General features: G+C 41.5%; 18 protein-coding genes. 3 read left to right on the top strand and 15 right to left on the bottom strand.

Features of this window, described 5'->3' with window-relative positions:
* Nucleotides 1-150: 150 nt before the first annotated feature.
* The 4 genes from QR40_RS02970 to QR40_RS02985 form a co-directional block, all read right to left on the bottom strand.
* Nucleotides 151-2,949: a DNA-directed RNA polymerase subunit alpha C-terminal domain-containing protein gene (locus QR40_RS02970; RefSeq protein ID WP_044293224.1), complete on the bottom strand. Its 2,799-nt coding sequence runs from the start codon at nt 2,947-2,949 to the stop codon at nt 151-153.
* Nucleotides 2,950-2,999: 50 nt separating this feature from the next.
* Complete coding sequence (rlmD, locus tag QR40_RS02975; RefSeq protein ID WP_044293512.1) at nt 3,000-4,385, bottom strand: 23S rRNA (uracil(1939)-C(5))-methyltransferase RlmD; 1,386 nt, start codon at nt 4,383-4,385, stop codon at nt 3,000-3,002.
* Between the two features lie 166 nt (nt 4,386-4,551).
* Complete coding sequence (locus tag QR40_RS02980) at nt 4,552-5,496, bottom strand: 3'-5' exoribonuclease YhaM family protein (protein ID WP_044293225.1); 945 nt, start codon at nt 5,494-5,496, stop codon at nt 4,552-4,554.
* An 81-nt stretch (nt 5,497-5,577) separates the two neighbouring features.
* Nucleotides 5,578-6,891 (bottom strand): S1C family serine protease, encoded by a 1,314-nt coding sequence (locus tag QR40_RS02985; RefSeq protein WP_044289250.1) that lies wholly within the window; start codon nt 6,889-6,891, stop codon nt 5,578-5,580.
* Between the two features lie 218 nt (nt 6,892-7,109).
* Here QR40_RS02985 and QR40_RS02990 point away from each other — a divergent pair, with 218 nt between their 5' ends.
* The 3 genes from QR40_RS02990 to QR40_RS03000 are packed head-to-tail and all read left to right on the top strand — an operon-like array spanning nt 7,110 to nt 11,671.
* Nucleotides 7,110-9,488, top strand: a complete 2,379-nt coding sequence (locus QR40_RS02990) for an endonuclease MutS2 (RefSeq protein WP_044293226.1) — start codon at nt 7,110-7,112, stop codon at nt 9,486-9,488.
* Nucleotides 9,489-9,536: 48 nt separating this feature from the next.
* Nucleotides 9,537-10,238: a response regulator transcription factor gene (locus QR40_RS02995; protein ID WP_027293282.1), complete on the top strand. Its 702-nt coding sequence runs from the start codon at nt 9,537-9,539 to the stop codon at nt 10,236-10,238.
* Nucleotides 10,238-11,671, top strand: a complete 1,434-nt coding sequence (locus QR40_RS03000) for an ATP-binding protein (RefSeq protein WP_027293281.1) — start codon at nt 10,238-10,240, stop codon at nt 11,669-11,671. The genes QR40_RS02995 and QR40_RS03000 overlap by 1 nt, the downstream gene beginning before the upstream one ends.
* A gap of 187 nt (nt 11,672-11,858) precedes the next feature.
* On the opposite strand, the gene QR40_RS03005 is transcribed toward QR40_RS03000, so the two are convergent.
* The 11 genes from QR40_RS03005 to QR40_RS03055 all read right to left on the bottom strand — a co-directional run bounded on the left by QR40_RS03005 (nt 11,859) and on the right by QR40_RS03055 (nt 23,998).
* Nucleotides 11,859-12,254 carry a ribosomal maturation YjgA family protein gene (locus QR40_RS03005; RefSeq protein WP_044293227.1) on the bottom strand — a complete coding sequence of 132 codons (396 nt, stop codon included), beginning with the start codon at nt 12,252-12,254 and terminating at the stop codon, nt 11,859-11,861.
* Nucleotides 12,241-12,741, bottom strand: a complete 501-nt coding sequence (locus tag QR40_RS03010) for a tRNA (cytidine(34)-2'-O)-methyltransferase (protein WP_027293279.1) — start codon at nt 12,739-12,741, stop codon at nt 12,241-12,243. Before QR40_RS03010 ends, QR40_RS03005 begins: the two co-directional genes overlap by 14 nt.
* A 120-nt stretch (nt 12,742-12,861) precedes the next feature.
* Nucleotides 12,862-14,025 carry an aminotransferase class I/II-fold pyridoxal phosphate-dependent enzyme gene (locus tag QR40_RS03015; protein ID WP_044293228.1) on the bottom strand — a complete coding sequence of 388 codons (1,164 nt, stop codon included), beginning with the start codon at nt 14,023-14,025 and terminating at the stop codon, nt 12,862-12,864.
* The gene (locus tag QR40_RS03020; protein WP_027293277.1) at nt 14,022-14,504 is read right to left on the bottom strand and encodes an Lrp/AsnC family transcriptional regulator; all 483 of its coding nucleotides are present in this window, start codon (nt 14,502-14,504) and stop codon (nt 14,022-14,024) included. The genes QR40_RS03015 and QR40_RS03020 overlap by 4 nt, the downstream gene beginning before the upstream one ends.
* Before the next feature lie 30 nt (nt 14,505-14,534).
* Nucleotides 14,535-15,518 carry an AIR synthase family protein gene (locus QR40_RS03025; RefSeq protein WP_027293276.1) on the bottom strand — a complete coding sequence of 328 codons (984 nt, stop codon included), beginning with the start codon at nt 15,516-15,518 and terminating at the stop codon, nt 14,535-14,537.
* Between the two features lie 373 nt (nt 15,519-15,891).
* Nucleotides 15,892-17,559 carry a VanW family protein gene (locus tag QR40_RS03030; protein WP_052430666.1) on the bottom strand — a complete coding sequence of 556 codons (1,668 nt, stop codon included), beginning with the start codon at nt 17,557-17,559 and terminating at the stop codon, nt 15,892-15,894.
* A 129-nt stretch (nt 17,560-17,688) separates the two neighbouring features.
* Nucleotides 17,689-18,447 (bottom strand): 3'-5' exonuclease, encoded by a 759-nt coding sequence (locus QR40_RS03035; protein ID WP_242849067.1) that lies wholly within the window; start codon nt 18,445-18,447, stop codon nt 17,689-17,691.
* A 109-nt stretch (nt 18,448-18,556) separates the two neighbouring features.
* Entirely contained in the window at nt 18,557-19,210 is a 654-nt protein-coding gene (gene nth, locus QR40_RS03040; protein ID WP_044293229.1) for an endonuclease III, read from the bottom strand.
* A 115-nt stretch (nt 19,211-19,325) separates the two neighbouring features.
* Nucleotides 19,326-21,047, bottom strand: coding sequence for a B12-binding domain-containing radical SAM protein (locus tag QR40_RS03045; protein WP_044293230.1), 1,722 nt, complete (start codon nt 21,045-21,047; stop codon nt 19,326-19,328).
* A gap of 490 nt (nt 21,048-21,537) precedes the next feature.
* Nucleotides 21,538-23,271 (bottom strand): oleate hydratase, encoded by a 1,734-nt coding sequence (locus QR40_RS03050; RefSeq protein WP_044293231.1) that lies wholly within the window; start codon nt 23,269-23,271, stop codon nt 21,538-21,540.
* A 172-nt stretch (nt 23,272-23,443) separates the two neighbouring features.
* Nucleotides 23,444-23,998, bottom strand: a complete 555-nt coding sequence (locus QR40_RS03055; RefSeq protein ID WP_027293271.1) for a TetR/AcrR family transcriptional regulator C-terminal domain-containing protein — start codon at nt 23,996-23,998, stop codon at nt 23,444-23,446.
* Nucleotides 23,999-24,166: the final 168 nt, after the last annotated feature.

The following is a 24,166-nucleotide window of genomic DNA, read 5'->3' on the forward strand; positions in this document are numbered from 1 at the left end:
TATTTGGGGTAATTATAGCATTTATTGAAATGTGTTGTCAATTTATACATGGAGGAGTTTTATGGGGTGGGAAATACGGAAAATAGCTGTGCAAAACGATGCGCATCCTGCCGGAAAAGTGAATACCTTTGTAAAAGTAAAACTTTCATACTAAATATCATCATAGTATACTTCTTTGTTCATATAAATCTTTTCCCGCTTAGAATCATAGTACATACTTGATTGACCTATAATCGGAGTGATATCATATCTGTCAAAGTTTAATCCATATTCCTCCTGTATAAATTCAATAAACTCCATAATGTCTATTTTCTTCAACTTTTTCATGATAAACAAAAAGAAATCAGCACGCGTAAACTGCCTTCCTATGTGACTAAAAAGGAAACCACCGCCTACTTTACTATAACGAATCTCCTTATTACCGCGCAATAAGGCTCCATAAAACCAATCGTCATAACCAAGCTTATCCAATTTACTTGTAAATCCGTTTTTTCTGATAGATTTTATTGAAAAAAACTCTTCGTTATCATATTGTGCCGCATCAAATGCATATTGTTTTAAATCTTCTTGCGATATATCCGGTGCCTTTTCACTAAAACTTCCATAAGTCAAATACTTATTTTTTACAAATTCCAAAATATCACAATTAATGCGCATGCCCTCCAGAACACCTGCAAAATTTTGATTATACTTAATACGTCTGTCAAACATGTCAAGATCCGTAATCTCATCCTTAAGTAAAAGTGCTTTAAAATACTCCTCTCCATTCGGATAAGTATTTTTTATAACATAATCAATATACACCTGAAATCCCATAGTTTTTAGTGTATATGGATTTACTTTTTCCTTATCTCCTTTTGGGAATGTTTCCATGTAGATATTTTCAATATCTTCGATAAAATAAAAGTCTTTTATAAGTTTATTCCCCATAATTTTATATTCAGCATCTGACATGATCTTATAGTCCACAGAAAACATACCGTTATTGTAATATTTATTGATAAAAGGTGTAAAGTTAGCCAATGCTGTTTCGCTTTTCACACCAAATTCTTCCTCATATGCCTTACCAAAAGCATAAAACTCAATCGGTGCAACTCTGTATAAAAATTCTACGGTCTGCTGTTCTCTGTCTGATTCTCCAATGGAAATAAATGGCATCCTTCCTAATGATAAGTTTATCGGCAATTTATCAATATTTTTCTTTATAATATTATGTAATTCATACTCATCCATAATATTGAATTCTTCCATTAATTCAGGATAAACATTAAACATTTTCAGTGTAGAAATCTCCATGTTTTGAAATGAATCAAAACCTAATTCTGCAAACAACCTGTCAAGATCATATTCCTGCATATTATAATATCTAATCCGGTGTCCGTATTTGCTAAGAACATAGCATTGATCATCCATCCTTGCCTCAAAGGCTCTTTCTGTGGGATATAACAGCCGCTCAACATTCTCTAATCCATTCATTTTCAGAAAATCCATATATAGCTGATAATATTCTGAAATAGTACACTCCTGATCACTATAATTTATTTCAAGTAACTTCCTTATTATAGCTTCTCTTTTTATTGGGATATATTCTCCACCGATTACTACACAGTATTTATACATTTCTTTTACTGCCTTTTGTGCAATTGTACCTGAAATATGCTCATCATTTAGTAATTCTTCTAACCCCTTAGAACCTTTTTTATAAGTTCCTTTAAGATAGTTAAACGATTCTTCTGACAAACTAAATATGTTCTTAAACTCTTCCTTCGTAATGTCATAATTTTCGAACCAATATTTAAAGTCATCTTCTCTAAGCTTCGGCATATTCTCAATTGCCTTTTTTGTAATCTGTCTTACTCTTTCTCTAGTTATCCCTATAATGCTGCCGGTCTCTTCCAGAGTCATACCCTTTAATCGACACATTAAAGCTGTTTTTTGATTTCCTTCCTCCATCCGATCCGTATAATCCTGAACTGTTAAAAGATGATATTGCAATCCATCATCTGTATAATCCACCTTATCTTGGGCTTTAAGCTTCTCAATTATTTCCATAAAAATATCAGATGAACATAGTCCAAAGGGCAGCATCTTCTTTAATGTATCCATTGGTACTATTGCAGTTTCCTGAAGCAAAGAGCAAATATAGTTTTCAAACAGCTTAAAAATTGAAACATCTGAAAATATTTTATTTAATAAATTCCTATTTCCCCATACCATTTCTATATCGGATTCCAGTAAATCCCTATTCTTATATACAATGACCTTTACCTGGTTACTATATATCGCATCATCAAGATCCGGACAATTTATTTTTATATCTTCTTTAATTCTATTAGAATACAGATCAATGAGATGACTATGTTCATCCGCCTTATATTGAATACAGATAATTTCTTTAAGTTTATTTAAAATTTCTTCTCTGGTGCCAGCCCCCATTCCTTTTACTTCCAAAAAATCTTTATAATCCGTGTTCACTATAGACTTTGCCGTCATATATTTATTTCTTAATAAAGCTCCCGTAGCTCTTGCAGACATCCTCATATCATTCACGTCAATATCGTTCATAATAAAACCATTTGAGTCGTAAAATAAAGTATCATGAACATCTTCCGAAATTGTTGTTTCATCCAGATAATGCAGAACCTTGATTTTCTTCTCCTGAGTAGTATTGTTATGTTTATTGAAATTAACGTTCTTTTCTAAGACAACATCATTTATTTCTGCTTCCAGGTTTAAATCAGTTTCTATTTCCCCCAGAATAGATTTTTTTATAACATCTAATATTTCTACAGCAACATATTTATCAATAGAATCTATACCTAGTATCTCTTCTATTGAAAGCTGCATCAATTCACCTAAATTACTAATATTATATTTCTTTATAACGTTAAACGTATTTGATGAAAACCCCAGCTTGTCTATTAATATATCTTTATTTTCCCCAATCATGATATTACTCCTTTAAAAGTTATTTACATATCATAGTTTATTAATTTCCATCAAATAGTATCGCAAATGCTCTTAGAATAAGCTTTCTGCATGAGAAGTGCCACAGTTTCAACATGCCCAGTATTCCCAAACATATCCACCCCCCGCACTCTCTCAACCTCATACCCCCCATCACAGAGATACCTAAGATCCCTAGCCAGCGTAGCACTATCACAGCTCACATACACCACCTTCGAAACCCCCATCTCCAGGATAGCCTTCAGCAAAGCTTCCTCACACCCTTTCCTGGGCGGATCAACCACAATCACATCAGCTTTCACATTCTCCTCAGCCAGCTTCTTAGGCAGTACCTCTTCTGATTTCCCCACATAAAACTCCGCATTCTCAATCCCATTTAACTTCGCATTCCTCCTGGCGTCCTCTATCGCCTCCGGCACGATTTCCACCCCATAAACCTGCTTTGCCCTCTGAGCCAGGAACAACGATATGGTCCCGATTCCACAATAAAGATCCCACACCGTCTCATTCCCGGTAAGCCCCGCATATTCAAGTGCGGTGCCATAAAGTTTCTCCGTCTGTGCCGGATTTACCTGATAGAAAGACAGCGGAGAAATCTGATACTTCACATCACCGATATAATCTTCAATATATCCTTTTCCCCACAATTCTACAATCTCTCTTCCAAGAATTACATTTGTTTTCTCCTGATTCACATTCAGGGTTATGCTGGTCATTCCATCAAGTTCGCAGAGGCTTTTGATCAGTTCCTCCTGATTTGGCAGAGACTTCCCATTTACAATGATGCAGACCATAATCTCTTTTGTCCGAAAACCATAACGGATCAGAACATGGCGCACCAGCCCTTTTCCGGTAGCTTCATCGTAAGAAGAAACTTTGTTTTCGGTCATATAATCAATGACTTTATCTAATATGGTTTCGTTGATGTCAACGCCGAGGAAGCACTTTCGATTGGGAATAATATTATGGGTTCTTCCTGCATAAAAGCCTGCGATAATATTGCCGTCTTTATCTGTTCCGATGGGGAACTGGGCTTTGTTCCGGTAATAAAACGGTTCTTTCATTCCTATGATAGGCTCCATGGGTGGATTTTCAAACTTCCCGATTCGGATCAGATTGTTACGGATTTTATTTTCTTTGAATTTGAGCTGTTGTTCGTAGGACATTTCCTGAATCTGGCAGCCACCGCATTGCCTGGCAACCGGACATTTTGCTTCTATGCGGTATGGGGACGGCTCTTTAATAGTTAGCATTCTTGCGTAGCCATAATTTTTCTTGGCTTTCGTGATTTTTGCCTCGATCACATCTCCTATCACAGCATCTTTGACAAACAGCGTATATCCGTCTACCTTGCCGATTCCTTCTCCATCCATACCAATATCTTCTATTTTTACTTTTACTAAATCATTCTTCTTCATTGAAATAACTTCTGCTCGACCATTCTTTTTCATTAAAATAATTTCCCTTTCATCTGCCTGATGTAAATTACAATTGCAAATATAGCAGGCACCGACCGGGCTGCCTGCTATACACTTTCTAACTATTTTGCTGCATCATATCTTTTAAATAACATCTATCTCTCCATTAAATACTGGTCTTTCGAATATTAGATTCAAACAACCGGTTGTACCCAAGCCAGTCCGAGTTATCCCCGGCACCCATGATAATCTCCTTCATGGTCTCCATCTTCGCATCCGTATTATCCGCCAGATTAAGTGCCACCGCTTCTGCCAGTGCCGGTTTTTTCGGGGAACCGTATTCCAGTTCTCCATGGTGTGCAAGGATGCAGTGTCTTAATTCGCTTGCCAGTTTTGCCGGGAAATTTGGTATTTTCCGGATACTGCTGCCCAGTAATTCCGCACCGATGAATATGTGTCCCAGAAGCTGTCCGTCATCTGTGTAATCATTCTCCGGAAATGCAGATAATTCACGCATTTTTCCGATATCATGGAATACTGCTGAGGTAAACAGCAGATCTTTATTCAAAAACGGATACTGACGTACATAGTCTGCGCAGAGGTTCAGTACACCAAGTGTATGTTCTAATAATCCTCCGACAAATCCATGATGTACGGATTTCGCAGCCGAATGGAATTTAAATGCTTTGATAAAACTTTCATTTTCTACAAAAAAGCTGTCTGTAAGCTCTTTGAGATATGGGTTTTGGATCTGTCCAATCAGACTCAGAAGCTCTTTGTACATTTCTTCAATATCCCTGGAGCTCACCGGAAGATAATCAGCTGGTTCATATTCGCCAACCTGTGCTTTTCTTACACGTTTTATGTTCAACTGCAGAGTTCCCTGGAAGCTGGTTACGTCTCCTACTACATCTATGTAATCCATGGCATCGAAATCATCGATTCCCTGGGAATTAGGATCCCAGATCTTCGCATCGATTGTGCCTGTTTTGTCCTGAAGAACTACGTTTTCATATGTTTTTCCGTTTTTAGTAACCGCGGATTGTTTATATTTGCATAAATAGATATCTCCTACACGTTCACTCTCATGCAGCATTTCAATGTATTTCATAATCTTTTTTCTCTTACCTTTCCAAACTGTATATTATTTATATTCGCCGTCCACGATTATACCACAAATAACCTCAGGAATCTACTGTGCATTTCCAAGTGTCACGTCAGCGGGAATTTCTGCGTAATTTCCATCCATTCCCTGGCGCATCAGCAGTACATGGGCGATCTCCTCCGGCTTTAATTTACCAAGCTGGTCGCTGTACTGTTTCATATTCGTGATTTTTTCCCCATTAATGGATATCAGTATATCTGCTTTTTGTATACCGGCATACATTGCGGGAGAATCTGCGGCTATTTCTTTTACATAGACACCTTCCGGGATATGGGATTCCTTTTGGATGCTCTCCGTAACTTCTTTTCCGATAATGCCCATATAAGCCATTTCTACGTTATTGGTCATATTCTCAATCATCTGCCGTATTTCGGAAATCGATACACCGGTTACTGTGGACTGTTCCGCTTGATTTGAAAAATCCCTGGTGATGACTCCTACTATTTTACCGTCCAGATTGACAAGAATACCACTGCCTTCGCTGCTTCCAATGATATCGGTATTGATCATGTTATATTCCCTGTCCTCTACCGAAGTTGGTAATATGGATGTGACCATTCCAAAAGCAATGGATTCTGTATAGCCCAGGGGACTGCCAATGGCTATTACAGGAGCTCCCTGCGCAACCGAGCAGGAACTCGCTAATGCTGAGGTATCGATCAGATTCTTCGTTTCTTCCGGAATCTTGCTGATCGGAAGCCTCACAAGCGCCATATCGGTAGTGGGATCCTGTTTCTGCAAGTCCGCATCCACAGTTGTCGCATCTGGAAATGTTACCCGTAAACGTTCTGCACTTTCTATTACGGCAGACTCTGTCAGCACGTACATATAAGCGCCATTTGCAGCCACAATCAGTCCGGATGCCTCCACATTATTTTCGGAAGGTTCATTGAACAGGTCTACATTGCTGCTGCTTCCCGTCACTGTGACCACAGCTCTTTGTGCTTCTCTGGCAACGGAATACATCTGACTGTAAAGTTTCTTATAATCAGACAGATTCAGTGCCTTTTCTTCTATAACTGTCTGCGGTATGATCTCGCTCTCTTTTTCCGTCACCGCTGCGTCGGTTGGTTTTTCTGTCGGTTTTTCGGTCGGTTTCTCCGCTGGCTTATCCGTTTCTTCTTCTTGCGCAATTACGATCTGTGTCGGGGTCTGGGGCTCACCAAATTTCTGTTTAGCCCAAGGTGTGATGATTGCAAATGTCAATCCGGCTACAGCGCCAAACACAACTGCAAGTCCTACAGCCGCTCCCGTCTTCAGAAACCATTTCTTCTTATAAAATGGCTTTGTCTTAATATGCTCATTGATAAAAGTAAAATCCTTTTTTCCTTGTTGCGACATAAAAGTACTCTCCTTCTCACAGTAAAACACATATCCCCACAGTAATGTCCTAATTCTATCAAACACATATGAACAATCTATGAATTTTAAAAAAATTTAGGTTTTCAATTGTCCGTTTATGGGGTATGATAGAAGCAGGCTTACCAGAGCGTGTCTGAAAAACCACTGCACCAATCCCCACGCTCTAACTATAAAATAAAAGATAAACAGGTGAATTTATGAATCAAAAAGCATTAAAGACATTAGAGTATTACAAAATCATAGATCAGCTTACGGAATTTGCAGGTTCCCTTCTTGGAAAAGAACAGTGTAAGAATCTTCTTCCTTCCTCTGATATAGAAGAAATTGGCAGAATGCAGCACGAAACCAGAGACGCCCTTTTACGCATTTATCAAAAAGGCAGCGTTTCCTTTTCCGGGGTAACGGATATACGGGGTTCTTTAAAGCGCCTTGATATTGGAAGTATCCTTAGTATGGAAGAATTACTTCGTATCTGTAAGCTGCTTGAGACCTGCAGCCGCGTGAAATCCTATTCCCGCGGTGAGACTGACAATGACGAACCGGACTGTCTGGATGAGATGTTCGAGGCATTGCAGCCGCTGACTCCGCTTTCTACGGAAATCAGACGCTGTATCCCATCAGAAACGGAGATCAGCGATGATGCCAGCCCTGCCCTGCATCACATCAGACGCCAGATGAAGCAGACGAATGACAAGATCCATTCCCAGCTTTCTTCTATGGTAAATGGCTCAGTCCGTACTTATTTACAGGATGCGGTTATTACTATGAGAAATGGACGTTACTGCATTCCCGTAAAGGCAGAATACCGGGGTCAGGTACCTGGTATGATCCATGACCAGTCTTCTACCGGCTCCACTTTATTCGTGGAACCTATGGCTGTAGTGAAGCTGAACAATGACATTCGGGAACTGGAATTAAAGGAAGAAAAAGAAATTGAAGTTATCCTTTCTACGTTGAGTTCACAGGCAGCTGAGGAAATGGAGGCTTTGGAAGACGACCTGGCATTGCTGACAAAATTAGATTTTATTTTTGCCCGTGCCCTGCTGGCTAAATCTTATAACGGAAGCGAACCGATTTTCAATGAACGGGGATATATTAATATCAAAAAAGGCCGCCATCCGTTACTGGACAAAAAGAAGGTGGTGCCAATTGATATCCAGCTTGGCCAGAAATTTGAACTGCTGATTATTACCGGTCCGAATACCGGTGGTAAAACTGTTTCCTTAAAAACGGTAGGTCTGTTTACCCTGATGGGACAGGCAGGCCTGCATATTCCGGCATTTGACCGCTCGGAACTGGCGGTATTTGAAGAGGTATATGCAGATATCGGAGATGAGCAGAGTATTGAGCAAAGCCTTAGTACCTTCTCTTCCCATATGACTAATATCGTTTCTATTTTGGAACATGCAACAGATAAATCCCTTGTACTGTTTGATGAATTAGGGGCAGGAACTGACCCTACGGAAGGCGCCGCTCTTGCAATTGCCATTCTGAGCAATCTGCACCGTCAGGGCATCCGGACAATGGCCACGACTCATTACAGTGAACTGAAAGTATATGCCCTTACAACCCCCGGGGTGGAAAACGGCTGCTGCGAATTCAACGTAGAGACCCTCCGCCCTACTTATCGTCTCTTAATCGGCATTCCCGGCAAAAGTAACGCTTTTGCCATATCCGGTAAGCTCGGACTGCCCCAGGAGATCATTGAGGAAGCAAAAGGACATTTAAGTGAGCAGGATGAGAGTTTCGAAGACCTGATTACGGATCTGGAAAACAGCCGTGTAACCATTGAACAGGAACGGGATGAAATCAACCGCTATAAGCAGGAAATTCAGACCTTAAAAGAAAAACTGGAAGAAAAGCAGGTAAAACTGAATACCAGCAAAGATAAGATTTTAAGAGAAGCAAATGAACAGGCCCACCAGATTCTCCGTGAAGCAAAAGAATATGCAGACACTACCATTAAGAATTTCAACAAATTCGGCAAAGCCGGGATTTCTTCCAAACAAATGGAACAGGAACGCAGCCGTCTGCGTGAAAAAATGTCTTCCGTAGAAAAGAATCTGGCTATGAAGACAGAAAAAAAAGCAGTGAAAGCAATCAAGCCGAAAGAACTTCGCGTAGGCGACAGTGTAAAAGTACTGAGTCTGAATCTGCGGGGAACCGTAAGTACCCTGCCCAACGCGAAAGGTGATCTGTTTGTACAAATGGGTATTCTGCGCTCCCAGGTAAATGTAAGTGACCTGGAACGCATCGATGAACCGGTTATTACCGCCCCGAACATGAGCAGATCCAGCAGCGGCAAGATAAAGATGTCCAAATCTGCATCTGTGGGCATTGAAATCAACCTGCTTGGCAAGACCTCTGACGAAGCCCTTGCCGAACTGGACAAATATCTGGATGATGCTTACCTGGCACACATGCCTTCTGTACGCGTTGTACACGGTAAAGGTACCGGCGCACTTCGTAAAGCGGTGCACAATTATCTGAAGCGTTCAAAAATCGTAGCTTCTTACCGCCTTGGTGAATTTGGTGAAGGTGATTCCGGAGTTACTATCGTAGAATTTAAGAAGTAGTAGAATGGGATATTCACTTACATTTATTCCACATTTAAGGAGGTCATTATGGTGACAAGACAGAAAATCATGATCGTAGATGATGATGCTAACATTGCAGAACTTATATCTCTGTATTTAACAAAAGAATGTTTTGATACAAAAATGGTATATGACGGGGAAGAGGCTATTAAAGAATTTGACCAATTTCAACCAAACCTGATCCTGCTGGATCTGATGCTTCCGGGTATGGATGGCTATCAGGTCTGCCGTGAAATCAGGCAGAAATCTTCCGTTCCAATTATTATGCTTTCCGCAAAAGGAGAAATCTTTGATAAAGTTTTAGGTTTAGAATTAGGTGCAGATGATTATATGATTAAGCCCTTTGATTCCAAAGAACTGGTAGCCCGGGTAAAAGCGGTACTCCGCCGCTTCCAGCCGGAGAAACCTGCAGCTGCAAAGCCAGCCGGAAAATACGTGGAGTATCAGGATCTGGTGATCAATCAGACCAATTATTCCGTTGTCTATATGGGGGAAACCGTTGATATGCCGCCCAAAGAACTGGAATTATTATACTTCCTGGCTTCTTCCCCAAATCAGGTGTTTACCAGAGAACAGCTTCTGGATCATATCTGGGGCTATGAATATATCGGCGATACCCGAACCGTAGACGTACATATTAAGCGCCTTCGTGAAAAAATTAAGGACCATGCAAACTGGGCGATTTCCACCGTCTGGGGCATCGGTTACAAATTTGAGGTGAAATCTTAATGAAAAAAGCTTTATACATTAAGTTCATTTCCGTATTTCTCGTATTCGGAATCCTGAGCTTTGTACTGATCTCCACCTTAAGTTCCTTCCTGACCCACAAATACCTGGTTAATTCAAAAGCGGAAGCCATGTATAAGGAACTGAATGTCCTTGCCTCCGGTCAGATCGCAGAATCCTATTCGGGTGGCGGACCTTCCATGCTGGAGATCTACACCAATATGCGGGCGCTGGCATCCTACCAGTCCGCCCAGATCTGGTTGATTAACACTAAGGGACAGATTTTATTGAATTCCGGAGAAATCTATGATCCGGAACATTTGAAAACCATTAACGGATTTGACCCTACGGCGCTGACTTCCAGTTATTATCAGGTAGGCAGCTTCTTCAACAGCTTTTCTACCGATGTTTTAAGTGTGGTAGTACCGGTCACATCCAACTATAAAGTAAAAGGCTATATCTCCATGCATTATAATATGTCCCAGCTGGAATCAGAGAAGAATTCAGTCCTGAATATCTCCTACATTACCTTTGGACTGATTTTCCTGTTATCCCTGATTATACTGGGTGCGTTTACTGCAATGGTGTACATCCCCATCAAGAAGATTATCCAGGCGGTAAACGAATATGCCAGCGGCAATCTGAATTACACACTACCGGTGGAGACTGACGATGAGATCGGATATCTGGCGGCTTCCCTGAACTATATGGCAAGTGAACTGAATAAATCGGGTGAATATCAGAGAAAATTTATATCCAATATTTCACATGATTTCCGTTCTCCGCTGACCTCAATCAAAGGCTATGTAGAAGCTATCCAGGATGGAACCATTCCACCGGAAATGCAGGACAAGTACCTGAAAATTGTACTTTCGGAAACGGAACGGCTGAACAAGCTCACCCGTGGACTTCTGACTTTGAACAACTTCGATGACAAAGGAACCTTACTGGAGCTTACCGACTTTGACATTAACGGTATCATAAAAGATACCGCTGCATCCTTTGAAGGAACCTGTACCAATAAGCGGATTACCATACAGCTTGTTTTTGAATCACAGAATCTGTTTGTAAATGCAGACATGGGTAAAATCCAGCAGGTACTATACAACCTGATCGACAATGCCATCAAATTCAGTCACCAGGACTCTTCCATTTTTATTGAAACTACGGTGAGGCATGAAAAGGTATTCGTTTCGGTAAAAGACACCGGAGAAGGCATTCCCAAAGAAAGTATCAAGAAAATATGGGAAAGATTCTATAAGACGGACCCCTCCAGAGGAAAAGATAAAAAGGGCACCGGACTTGGGCTCGCCATTACAAAAGAGATCATTCAGGCGCATAATGAAAATATCAATGTTGTCAGCACCTTAGGCGTGGGCACTGAATTTACCTTTACTTTGGCAAAAGCAAAAGAAACAGCCAATCAGGAAGCTTAATTATATCTCAAACAAAAAGAAGACAGCCGGATTTTGGGTTCTCCCTGAACTCACAGCTGTCTTCCTTTTTTAATCTTATTAAATTTTTTTTTGAATGCCAGACGTAACTTGCTATTAGAAACTTCGATTGCTTTAACATAAGCTGCCAGCTATGTTATCTACTATAGGCTTTAACCCTCTAAATGTTTTATAATTGCTTACGATACACTAGAAATTCATACAATCCAAGCAGCATACATCCCACTGCATAACTCCAAATATCTTTCCAGTCAAATACAGACCCTAAAACCACCTTTGCAAAGGCATTATCCTGCAGTCCCAACAATTCCACAAGATGAAAATATTGCAAACCTTCCACAAAAACTGCAAATAAAAATACATACAGGGGCAGCATGTGGATACCTGCCGGGCAGAATATGCGCACAAAGCTGTAAACTACGATCACAACGAGTACATCACCTATATAAGGGCGAATGAATTGATCATGCACAAATAGTGCAATCCACACTTCTGTTAAAAATAATACAGCAAACAGACCGGCAAATATCAGACGCTTTCGGTTTTTACTATTATTTCCAATCATATTTTGTGAGATGGCCTTCCAGCTGCATATGGTCAAACTGATTCTGACGCAGTGCCTCATAAAGGACAATGGATACGGAATTTGCCAGATTTAAGGAGCGGATATCACCGATCATAGGAATTCTGACTGTTGTTTCCTGGTTCTCCAGCAGAATTTCTTCCGGTATTCCGGCACTTTCTTTGCCAAACATAATATAGCAGTCCGGCTCATAGGAAGCTTCTGTGTATACCTGAGGCGCTTTGGTGCTTGCCATATAAATTTTAGCGCCCGGGTTTTTACTTAGGAAATCCTCATAATTAACGTAAGTGGTTACATCCAGATCCTTCCAATAATCCATTCCTGCCCTTTTAATTTCTTTTTCATTTAGACGAAATCCCAGTGGCTCAATAAGATGAAGCCTGGTTCCTGTTGCCACACAGGTTCTTCCGATATTGCCTGTATTTGCAGGGATTTCCGGTTCGTATAATACAATATTTAATTTTGCCATTTTAAGCTTATCCTCCTGATCAGTCTTATCTTCCGTATTTTATTCTGAATTCTGTCCTAATCGCGTGTTTACAGATTCATTTCATGAATCTGAATTCCCACTTTCTGACATGATTACACCTTATCCACGCAGCTTATTAATAAAGCGCTCCAGGTGCTTCAGTGCTACCTTCAGATTCTCAAGGGAATACGCATATGAGATACGAAGATACCCTTCGCCGCAGTCTCCAAATGCAGATCCCGGAACTACAGCTACTTTTTCCTCTTCTAACAGCCTTGTGGCAAAATCTTCTGAGGTCATTCCGAATTCTTTTATGCACGGGAATACATAAAAAGCCCCAAAGGGTTCAAAACAGGGCAGTCCCATTTCTTTAAAGGCATGCATCAGATAGCGCCTTCTGCCATTATAAGCTTCCCGCATTACGGCAACATCACCATCGCCGTTTTTCATAGCCTCAATTGCAGCATATTGGCTGTTGGTTGGCGCACACATTATGGCATACTGATGAATTTTGGTCATCTGTGCCGTTATCACCTCCGGCGCACATACATAGCCTAAGCGCCATCCTGTCATGGCATATGACTTGGAAAATCCATTAATCGTAATGGTCCTCTCACGCATTCCGGGAAGGCTTGCAATAGATACATGATCTCCGTTGTAGGTCAGTTCCGAATAAATTTCATCTGATAGTACATATAAATCTTTTTCAATGATTACCTCTGCTATTTCTTCCAGGTCTTTCCGGCTCATGACTGCACCGGTTGGATTGTTTGGAAAAGGCAGAACCAGAATCTTGGTTTTCTCCGTAATTCCATCCAGAAGTTCCTGTTTCGTCAAACGAAACTCATTCTCTTCTTTCAGATTGATTACCTTTGGCACCCCGTCTGCCAGTACAACACAGGGCAGATATGACACAAAGCTTGGCTGAGGGATAAGAACTTCATCCCCCGGGTTCAGCATGGCACGCATTGCCAGGTCGATCGCCTCACTTCCACCAACGGTAACCAGAGTTTCCTTGTCCGGAGAATATTCTATATTACATCTGCGTTTCAAATATTTACATATCTCCACACGGAGTTCTTTTAGTCCTGCATTGGAAGTATAAAAAGTCCTTCCCTTTTCCAGGGCATAGATTCCCTCATCTCTCACATGCCAGGGAGTATCAAAATCCGGCTCCCCTACGCCAAGTGATATGACATCATCCATTTCACTTACAATATCAAAAAATTTACGTATACCGGATGGCTGGATTCCAACCACCTTATCTGCTATAGGATTTCTCACGGGGTCACCAGCATCCTTTCATCTTTGACTTTTTTATCAAATATCGTTCCATGATCTTTATATTTCTTCAAAACAAAATGTGTCGCTGTACTTAATACCGTATCCAGCGTAGAAAGTTTATCCGAAACAAATCCGGATACCTCTTTTAACGTTTTCCCTTCCAGAATTACCATCAGGTCATAAGCACCGGAAATCAGATATACGGAACGTACTTCCGGATAATTATAAATTCGCTCAGCAATGGAATCGAATCCCTGTCCCCTTTGGGGCGTTACCCGAACTTCAATCAGTGCCGTAATCTTTTCTGTAGATGTCTTGTCCCAGTCAATTAAGGTGTGATATCCACAGATTACCTTCTCATGTTCCATTTTTGCAATCTCATTTGCTATCGTTATCTCATCCGAACCTAGTAATACCGCCAGTTCCTTCAGATCGATGCGGCTGTTTTTCTCTAAAAATGTTAATATCTGCTCTCTCATCTTAGCTCCTATCTGCCTGCTGCCAGGCTGCTACAACAATTTATATATTTCATCCGGCTGGGGACGTTCCAGAAATCTGCTGTCCTCTCCGTTAAACAATACCCGGTCATTGCCATCGGTTGTTCTTCCGATCAGTGATGCCGGTATCCTGCATTTTCCCAATTCGGCAATCAGTCCTAGTCCATCGTCTGCTGCAATCAGAAGGGCTCCGCTGGACATCAGAACATAAGGATTCAACCCAAAGTACTCACATATTTCTATACTTTCCTGCTTCACCGGTATTTTCTTTAGATCCGCTTCCAGTCCTACACCTGCACTTTCAGCCAGCTCCCAGAGTGCACCAAAGATTCCGCCCTCTGTCACATCATGCATGGCAGATACCCCGAAGCGGCTTGCGGCGGCTGCCTCCGGCACAACGGAAATATACCGGTCAAATTTCTTTGCGGTTTCAATCATAGCCATTGGGAATCTATTTTTCAGTTCCGCTTCTTTTTCTTTTGCAAGAATAGCGGTTCCCTCAAGGGCAATCCACTTGGTAAGTACCAGATCCTGCCCCGGTTTCACACCGCCTGTTGCCAGGACTTTACTTTCCAATGCTTTCCCGATACCCGACACTGTAATGACCGGCTGATTAACCGCCGTGGTCGTTTCCGTATGCCCTCCTGCAATCTGTATATTCAGTGAGGCGCAGGTATCTTCCAGTTCCTGCATCATGGCACGCAGTTCGGGCTCTTCCATGGAAACAGGAAGCAGAATGCTGAGCAGCACTGCTACCGGCTGGGCTCCGGATGTTGCGATATCATTGGCAGTTACATGTATTGCCAGGGCTGCGGCATTCTTTGCCGCCGCTGTAACCGGATCAATCGAGCATACAAACACTTCCCCTTCGGCAAGCTTTAACACCGCACAGTCCTCTCCGACCCCTGCCCCCTGAAGCACTTCACTTCGTTTTGTTTTTATCTGTCTGAACACAGACCTTTTTAGGGTCTGTTCTGAAATTTTACCAATTTTCATAAATTTCTCCTTCTGGTACACCAGAGCGTATTCAAAAAATCATTCCTGCCCTCTGCATAGAATGACCACCTGAAAATATTTTTCGTTTACAAAAAGCCTGTTGGATACATTTTAATACAACTTAAGTGCAATTGCAACTGTTAGCCGCCATATAGTCCCACAGTCATCACCGGTATATCATTTCTGGTCATAGCGTAATCATTCCGGCATAAACCGGCAAAATCGGCAGCCACAAATATGTAGCTGCCGATTATTTCTTCATATGATTTCTTTTCTTCTGCTTTTATCTTATTACGCCTGCTGTCAAGCTGCTTTTATCTTCCCGTAATTGATCTTTCCATCATTGATCTTCTCGTCATTGATCTTCTCGTCATTACTGTGCTGCTCCATTCGCGGTATTTGGATCTGTTGGTGCCTCAATCGGCGGCTGTCCATTTGCATCCGGCTGGGGCGCCTCCGTTACAGGCGGCTGATTCGGATCCGGAGGTGTCTGCGGGTCGGAAGGCGTCTGGTTTGGCTCTGTCTGAGGTGCATCCGTTGTAGGTGTCTGATTCGGATCCGTAGATGGTGTCTGGGGCTCACTGGCCGGCTGTGTCTGAGGCGTGGACGCCGCGCCGCTGATCGCTGCCTGAACCGCATTTAAATCATTTGCGGCAATCGCATTGCTGATCGCTGCTGCCTGATTCGGGTCCGCCGTAGCTGTACCAACTTCATAACCTAACGGGGCTGCCTGATAGTAACTGGAGTTTACCTGTGTCTTGGTAGTTTCTCCGTTTTCCGTAACATACTTCCAAAGCTTTGCTTCCTTACCGGTAAGTGCACTCTGGGTCTGCTGCAGGTATCCGACATTCTGATTTGGATTGGCATACAGTGCAACTCCTTCTGCACTAAAAGTTTTCACTGTCTCACTTACATATTCCAGCACCCGGTCAGCAGGTCTTGTCTCATGACCGTAAATCGTAAAAGTAAGTTCGCCGCCATATGCCGATCCTGCCAGATAGATCGGTGCATCCGTATTGTTTACAAATACAAGATCCATCAATCCTTCTGCAATAGCTGCATCCATGGACGGTTCTACATAAGTAACAATCATTGTGTGATTCGATCTTTCCGTTACATCCAACTCCGCCAGCAGCAATGCATTGTATAACGTAGTGGAAACCTGACAGATACCTCCGCCATAGCTGTCTACTACTCTGCCACTCTCATAAGAAGGTGCCATTTCATATCCATTTTCAGCATTAAAAGGTACCACTGCATCTGTAACAGAGAAGCTTTCTCCTGGATAAAGCAAATGTCCGTTCAGCAGTTCCGCTCCTCTTTCTACATTCTGGTTTCTTCCTGTGGTAGAACCATAGTATGTAGTATAAGTTCCCAGAACATCTTCTACCTTTGACAATTCTTCATCTGAAAATTTAGGCTTATCCTGATTCACGGAAAGTGTAACCGTTCCCGATTCTCCCTTAAAATCACTGTTCATATAATTGGTAATCGCATATACCGAATCTTCAACGTTGATTTTCTGTCCGATGACACCGGGTACAACCTCAAACTCGCCATTTTCTCTGGTAAGGCTGCCCTCCTGCGCTTCTTTTTCAAATACTTTGCATTTTGTCTCTACATAATTGCGGGCAGTAGAAGCATCCGCAGTATATTCCAGTTCAAATTTTGCAGGCTCATGCTGCAAATCTTTATTTTCTTTATAACGCTTAATCAGATTACCGGCTTTTCCCAGTTCTAATGCCTGTTCCACCACATCTGTATTCGCCCATTTAGCTCCCAGCTCCCCTGCTGTTGCCGTTGCCGTATCTGTGCCTACCTGAAGCGTAATAGAAGCCGATTCCATTTTTGCAACTTCTCCTTTTACTGCTTCTTCTGCCTGATCCTTTGTCATTCCGGATACGTCAACATCACCAATATACACGCCTTTGTTAATCGTTCCGTCGGACTGTTCCGCATTGGCGGACAGGATACTTCCCCCGGCTGCCAATACCGCTGTCAGAACTACAGCAGGCAAAACCACCTTATTCCACTTATTCATCTTCATTTCCCCTTCTTAAATAAATAATTCCAAAACCATAGGTACCACCATAGCCAACACAATGACTACAATAATAGCTGCTGCAATAATACGCTTTGTCTTATTATTGTGAAAATTCATCATAGGAAATCACCTCTTAATCCTTCCATATTCTAGTATTATTTTATCTATCAATCTAGAGGCGTCATTTCTGGTCATGCTCTCGATTGTGACGTCCAGTTCTATTTTATGATATTTTACCAAATCTATCAAGTAAACTTTTTGAGAATTTGTAATCGGATTCTGTTTTTTTACCTGAAATATCAGTTCCTGAGGCACAAATGCCCTGGGAATCGCCCTGGCATACTCACCTGCCAGCAGCTTATACAGCTCACTTGATGAAATCGCATCATCCAAAGCACGGTGATGCCGCTCCTGCCCAATCCCAAAGTGGCAGCACAGAGAAGTGAGGCTTTTGCTCGGTACATCGTCCAGACACTGCCTTGCAATCTTCAGGGTATCAATTCCTTTTTTCTCAAATGACAATTTATAATTAACCGCCTGACGTTTGATGAAACTGTAATCAAATATTACATTGTGCCCCAGCAGCGGCAATCCCTCACAAAAGTCCACCAGGGTCCTTACTGCTGTCTCCGTACACTCGGCGCCTTTCATCATAGAATCATCAATTCCCGTTAATGCTGTTATTTTCTCCGGAATACGCATCTGACAATCCACAAACGTTTCATATGTATCCGTAACTTCCCCACCTATTACCTTCACAGCGCCGATTTCCAATATTCTGTCCCGGTTAGGATTTAATCCGGTAGTTTCCAGATCCAGCGCAACATAATTTTCACTCATCTTTAGTCCCATTGCATATTGCAGTCTTGCCTGCAATACTGCCACAATAAAACAGGTTGAAAGATCGTGGCTTCCTTTCTATGATTTCAATTTTCTTTCAACTTTTACTCCTGCATACCGGAGCATTTTCACACACACTCCGGTATGCTGTATATTACTTCTTTATTTTTTTCTTTTTGTTCTTTTCTTTGTATTCCAGACAATAATCCGTCAGAAAACACTCTTCACATTTTGGGCCTCTTGCAAAACAGATCTGCCTTCCAAATGTAATAATCTGTATATTATAGAGTATCCAGTGATCCTTGGGGAGGACTTTCATCAGCTCAAATTCTACCTTTTCCGGGTCATCTTCCTTTGTAAGCCCCAGCCTTTTGGATATACGCTTTACATGGGTATCCACTACAATACTAGGCTGGTTAAAGATATTTCCCCTGATTACGTTTGCCGTTTTCCTTCCAACTCCAGCCAGAGCTGTCAGGTCTTCCAGAGAATCCGGCACCTCTCCATTGTATTTTTCCATCAGCGTATTGGTACAGGATATGATATTTTTCGCTTTGTTATGGTAAAAACCGGTTGGCTTAATATCCTGCTCTAATTCTTTTAAGTCCGCATTGGCGAATTTTTTCACGGTATCATATTTTTTAAATAATTCTTTAGTCACTATATTAACTCTGGCATCCGTACACTGGGCACTGAGCATGGTTGCAATCAATAGCTGCCACGGTGTTTCATGGTCCAGATAGCATTTATACTCTCTTGTGTATACTTCATCCAGTTTATCCAGGATGGCCTTTGTTCTTTTTGTCATTGTTATACCTCCTGCATATCGCAGGCCTGCCTGCGATACTGCCTTAATAAGTAGTTTGAAAGCGCTTTTCTTTCAAACTTACTCCTATCTGATACAGCATTTCATCTTATTGGGTTCAAAAATCAATTACAGAAACAGATGCGTCATCACTCAATGGATTTCTGCTGCGGTAATCAAATACCACCCCAAAGCACCCCTCCTGCAGCTGATCCAGCACCTGATAATGAAACACTTCAAAATGTGTCATCTTCGATAACTGCTTATAATTATATCCATCATATCCCTTTAAATAAGAGGGATTCTCTGCTTCCTTTTTATAAAATTCGTAAATGCGCTCTTTATAGTCTCCCGGATCATCTGCCCAGGAAGGTCTGCTCTTACTGTTTTCACGCAGATACAGATCAAGCAAAAGCAATTCATCATATAGCCCGGCATTTTTTTCATCCTGTTCTCTGGCAAAATTTCTTAGATGCTCAATTCTAGCCATGCGGGAATGTTTCTGTCCTCCCAGTCCGTTTCGGTCATAAAATAATGCCAGCTGCTCAAACATTTCATAGGCAGAGCCAAACGCCCTTTCCAGAAATTGAACCGTGTTCGCAAACTGAAGGCTGTTATAATAGACCTCTACCATCTCTTCCACTGCCTTCAGCTTTAGTACTTCTTCGTAAGAAAGCCATCTTGTACTCAGCACTTCATACTGAGGGCGTGTCTTATAAGAGATACCATACTGTTCGGCATTCAGATGCATTTTCGATCCCTTTAATACCTTCAAAAATCCAAGCTGGAACTGATCCGGTTTCAGTGCGTAGACATCATTAAAAGACCGAACAAAGCTATCATAATTTTCATAGGGCAGCCCGGCTATCAGATCCAGATGCTGATGAATATTTTTCCCCCTGCGGATTCTCCCCACGATTTGCTTTAAAGCTTCAAAATCCATGACACGGTCGATTTCCTGTATCGTTTCCATATTCGTAGACTGTACGCCGATTTCCAGCTGTACCAGGCCAGGGCGCAGAGTTCCAAGCAGCTGCAGCTCTTCTTCATTTAATAAATCCGCTGCGATTTCAAAATGAAAATTTGTAATTCCATTGTCGTGCTCCCGGATATAATTCCATATACCCTGGGCATGTCTGTGGTTGCAGTTAAAAGTACGATCCACAAATTTAACCTGGGGTACCTTATGATCCAGAAAAAACTGCAGTTCCTTCTCTACCAGGGAAAGGCTTCGAAACCGCAGCTTCTTATCTATGGAAGAAAGACAATAGCTGCAGGAAAAAGGGCAGCCTCTGCTGCTTTCATAGTAAACGATCTTATTGGCAAAATCCTTCATGTCACCGTACATAAACGGCAAAGTATCCATATCCAGAATCGGGTTGGACGGATTTTGAATAATCTTATTCTGCTTATTACGGTATGCAATCCCCTTAATCTGCTCAAGCTCACCGCCCCGCACATAATACGCCGTCAAGTCGTAAAAGGTCTGCTCCCCTTCCCCAATCATAACACCGCTCACCTGGGGATATGCTTCCAGAAACGTTACCGCATCAAAAGAAACTTCCGGCCCCCCTGCCCAAATCCTGGTATCCGGCAGAATTTTTGCCAGGTCTTCCATTAAAATCTTCACATATTCCAGATTCCAGATATAGCAGGAAAAAGCGATAACATCCGGTTTTTTCTTATAAATATCCTGAAGAATATCGTCCGTATAATGATTTATTGTATATTCTGCAATTTCAATATGCTCCTCAAACTCCCTGGCAAAAGCCCGCAGACTGTAAACAGCCAGATTAGAATGAATGTATTTCGCATTGATTGCAGCTAAAAGTAACTTCATAGTTATACCTCCTGCATATCGCAGGCCTGCCTGTGATACTGTCTTAATAAGTAGTTTGAAAGCGCTTTTCTTTCACACTTTATCTCCTGAAATTTATTCATACCTTTTTAGTATAACATACTCATATGGATTTTCAACTGGAAGAAACGACAAAAAATGAGTATTTATGCGGCTGCAAATTTACTTTTTGAGAGGGGAGATGCGAAAAGGGGACTCTTTGTATATGTTGGGTAATGTACGGAAAGATGGGAGTGGGAAACATAGATTTTTAAATCCTTCCTGATTAATAAAACACAAAATCCACCAGCCTTAAATTTTTCTGGTGGATTTGTGTGTATTTTCTATGGATGATTCCTTATTCTGACCCAGGGATTCCTTTATTTTTCCCCCATCACTTTCATGATTCGTTTGAGGTTTACTGCAAATATTGCCATCGCTCCCTGCATTTCCATTAAGCGTCCCTTACTCAACAAAACCCAAAAGCAAAAGTTTATCTATAAGCCGTCTTCAATGCCACAGCCAACACCTTAGGGTTCTTCTTATACTGTGTAACCGGACAGATTTTCTTATTGATCCGCAGCAGTTTATAGATTGCAGTTCTTGCAGCCCTCACCGAATATTCCTCTGTAAATACCATATCTTCCGGAATTTCAACGAACTGACTGATCATAGCAAAATTAGTGGAATTGCCAGGCACTACTTTTGGTCTGTCTGTCATTTTTCTTGGTTCGAACTGTGAATCAATATATGGCATCATACATGGGATTACATTTATAACGTCTTCCATAATCTCATCAATCTTATCTTCAAAATGCAGATGATGAAGCAGTTCGGTCAATAACTCTTCGCCTGTACAATCTCTCATTGCCTTTGGTACATAATCCCCAACTTTATCCGTATACAGTCCGTATCCCCAGAAAATAGTCTGGTCGGCCGGCTGGTTTTTGAAATGAGGTTGTGCTGCTACGACAATACTCATTAACCAGTTGGAATCCTTAAAGGTCATCAGCGCACCGCTTCCGGGTATATTGGTTGAGAATTTTTCAATCATCTTTAACAGCTTATTGCCTTTACAGGTAACCGTAAAGCTTTCCCAGTTAGTCTCTTCCGGTTTTGTGAAGAATGGTGCTGGATTTCCAAGACCATCCTTTTTTGCAGCCACTTTCTTCCACAGTTCACCGGAAATCGGATTCTCCGGTTTATATTCTGCCGGAGTATTGAAATCACCAAGTGTTGCACAATCCGTCATACAACCGTTTGTCATAATACACAGATCGCCTTCTTTTAAGGTTACGATACTTTCCTCTCCGTCTTTCAAAATGTGCATTGCAGTAGCCGTGATAGAATACCCTTCTGCAAAATCAATATCCGTTACGGTTGCATTGGTTACAAAATCCACACCATGTGCTTCCAGATAGGAGCGAATCGGCAGGATAACAGAATCATACTGGTTAAACTGAGTCCTGGTCACACCTTCCAATGTCTCAATTCTTGGGAATTCAAAAATCATTCTTTCCATATAGCGTTTGAATTCAAATAAGCTGGACCATTTCTGGAATGCAAATGTCGTCTGCCACATATACCAGAAATTCGTCTCGAAGAAATGCGGCGTGTCTTTGAACCACTCCAGAATGGTCATGTCATCCAGTTCACTTTCCGGAGTGATCATTAATTTTCCAAGAGTCATACGGTCGTCATTGTTAAATCCCATACTCTTAACATCCTGAATTACACCGTCTTTATCGATAAGACGTGCCTTAGCATGGGTCGGATGCGCATGGTCAAAGCTTAAAATCTCTTCGGTTACACTCTTCCCGGGATACTCCAGAGATGGAATACTTTTAAATAATTCCCAGAAATTTTCATAAGTTTCTTCATTTAACATACGTCCGCCACGGCATACAAATCCTCCTGCCGGTGTACCGATTCCGTCGTTACTGCCTCCAAGAATGTGCATTCCTTCGTAGATATGGATGTTCTCACCCTTAAAATGTCCGTCTCTGATTGCATAAGCTGCCCCTGCCATAGAAGCCAGCCCGCCGCCTACAAAGTGAATCTGTTTATCACCATGGTCTATTTCTTCATTAAAATCATATTCATAGTCTTCCTGCTGTTTGTTCTCTTCTTTTTGATCTCTGGATTTCTTATAAGCGGTTGCTGCTACTGCTGCACCTCCTATGATAACGCCTGTTTTCACTAATTTTTTCCATGTTTTCTTAGCCATAATCATTACCTCATTTCTTTGTTTTGCCAGTTTGAATTTACTTTGTTTTCTCTTTTTCTTTTATTGTTCCCTTATGGCTAAATTATAAAACAGGCAATTCAAAATGTAACTAGACACTTTGAACTGCCTGTCTAAATCTCCGGATATGGTCAGTAACGGAATTTAAAACGTTTTAATTACCGCTGTATCTATCATAAGCAGCTTTTTCACTGCTCAGAACAAGCCCCTTCATAAACTTCACAAATACTTCCGGTTCTTCTTTCATGCCACGTTTCATCCAGTCAATCACAGACCCGCAGGCTCCGTGGGCAAAAAATCCCGCATAGAATTTCTTATCCGCTTTGGAAAGTCTTTGTCTCATATCAAGTGCTTCGATTGCTTCCCCGAAAAGTTCTGTTGTTACGTGAAATAGATGTTCCTGAAAGTTATCCTGTGCATAACGGATGGTATTTTGGTAGAAATAACTTTCCGCTCTTATCCTGATCAGCATCTTACACAAATGTCCGTCCCAGTTATCAAAGTCAATTCCTTTTACCAGGTCTGCAAAAATATCCTGATAGTATACCCAGTTCAGAAGTTCGTACTTATCCTGAAAATGATAGTAGAAAGTCTGTCTGTTATAGCCGCTCACTGCGGTAATATCCGATACGGATATCTTATCAAAAGGCTTTTTCCTCGCAAGCTGTTTTAATGCCTGGCCCATATCCGCTTTCGCATTTGATTCCATATAACGCACCTCCCAACTTACCGGAAGCTACATCCGATTCTGTAGCTTCTGCATATTGCTGCCTGCCATGACTCCTATATAACTTCTGCCTATTACAGCCTGCCATATCTGACTCCTAAATGACTTCTGCCTATTACAGCCTGCCATATCTGACTCCTAAATGACTTC

This window comes from Robinsoniella peoriensis (assembly GCF_000797495.1).
In the GTDB taxonomy this organism is placed as follows: Bacteria; Bacillota; Clostridia; order Lachnospirales; family Lachnospiraceae; genus Robinsoniella; species Robinsoniella peoriensis.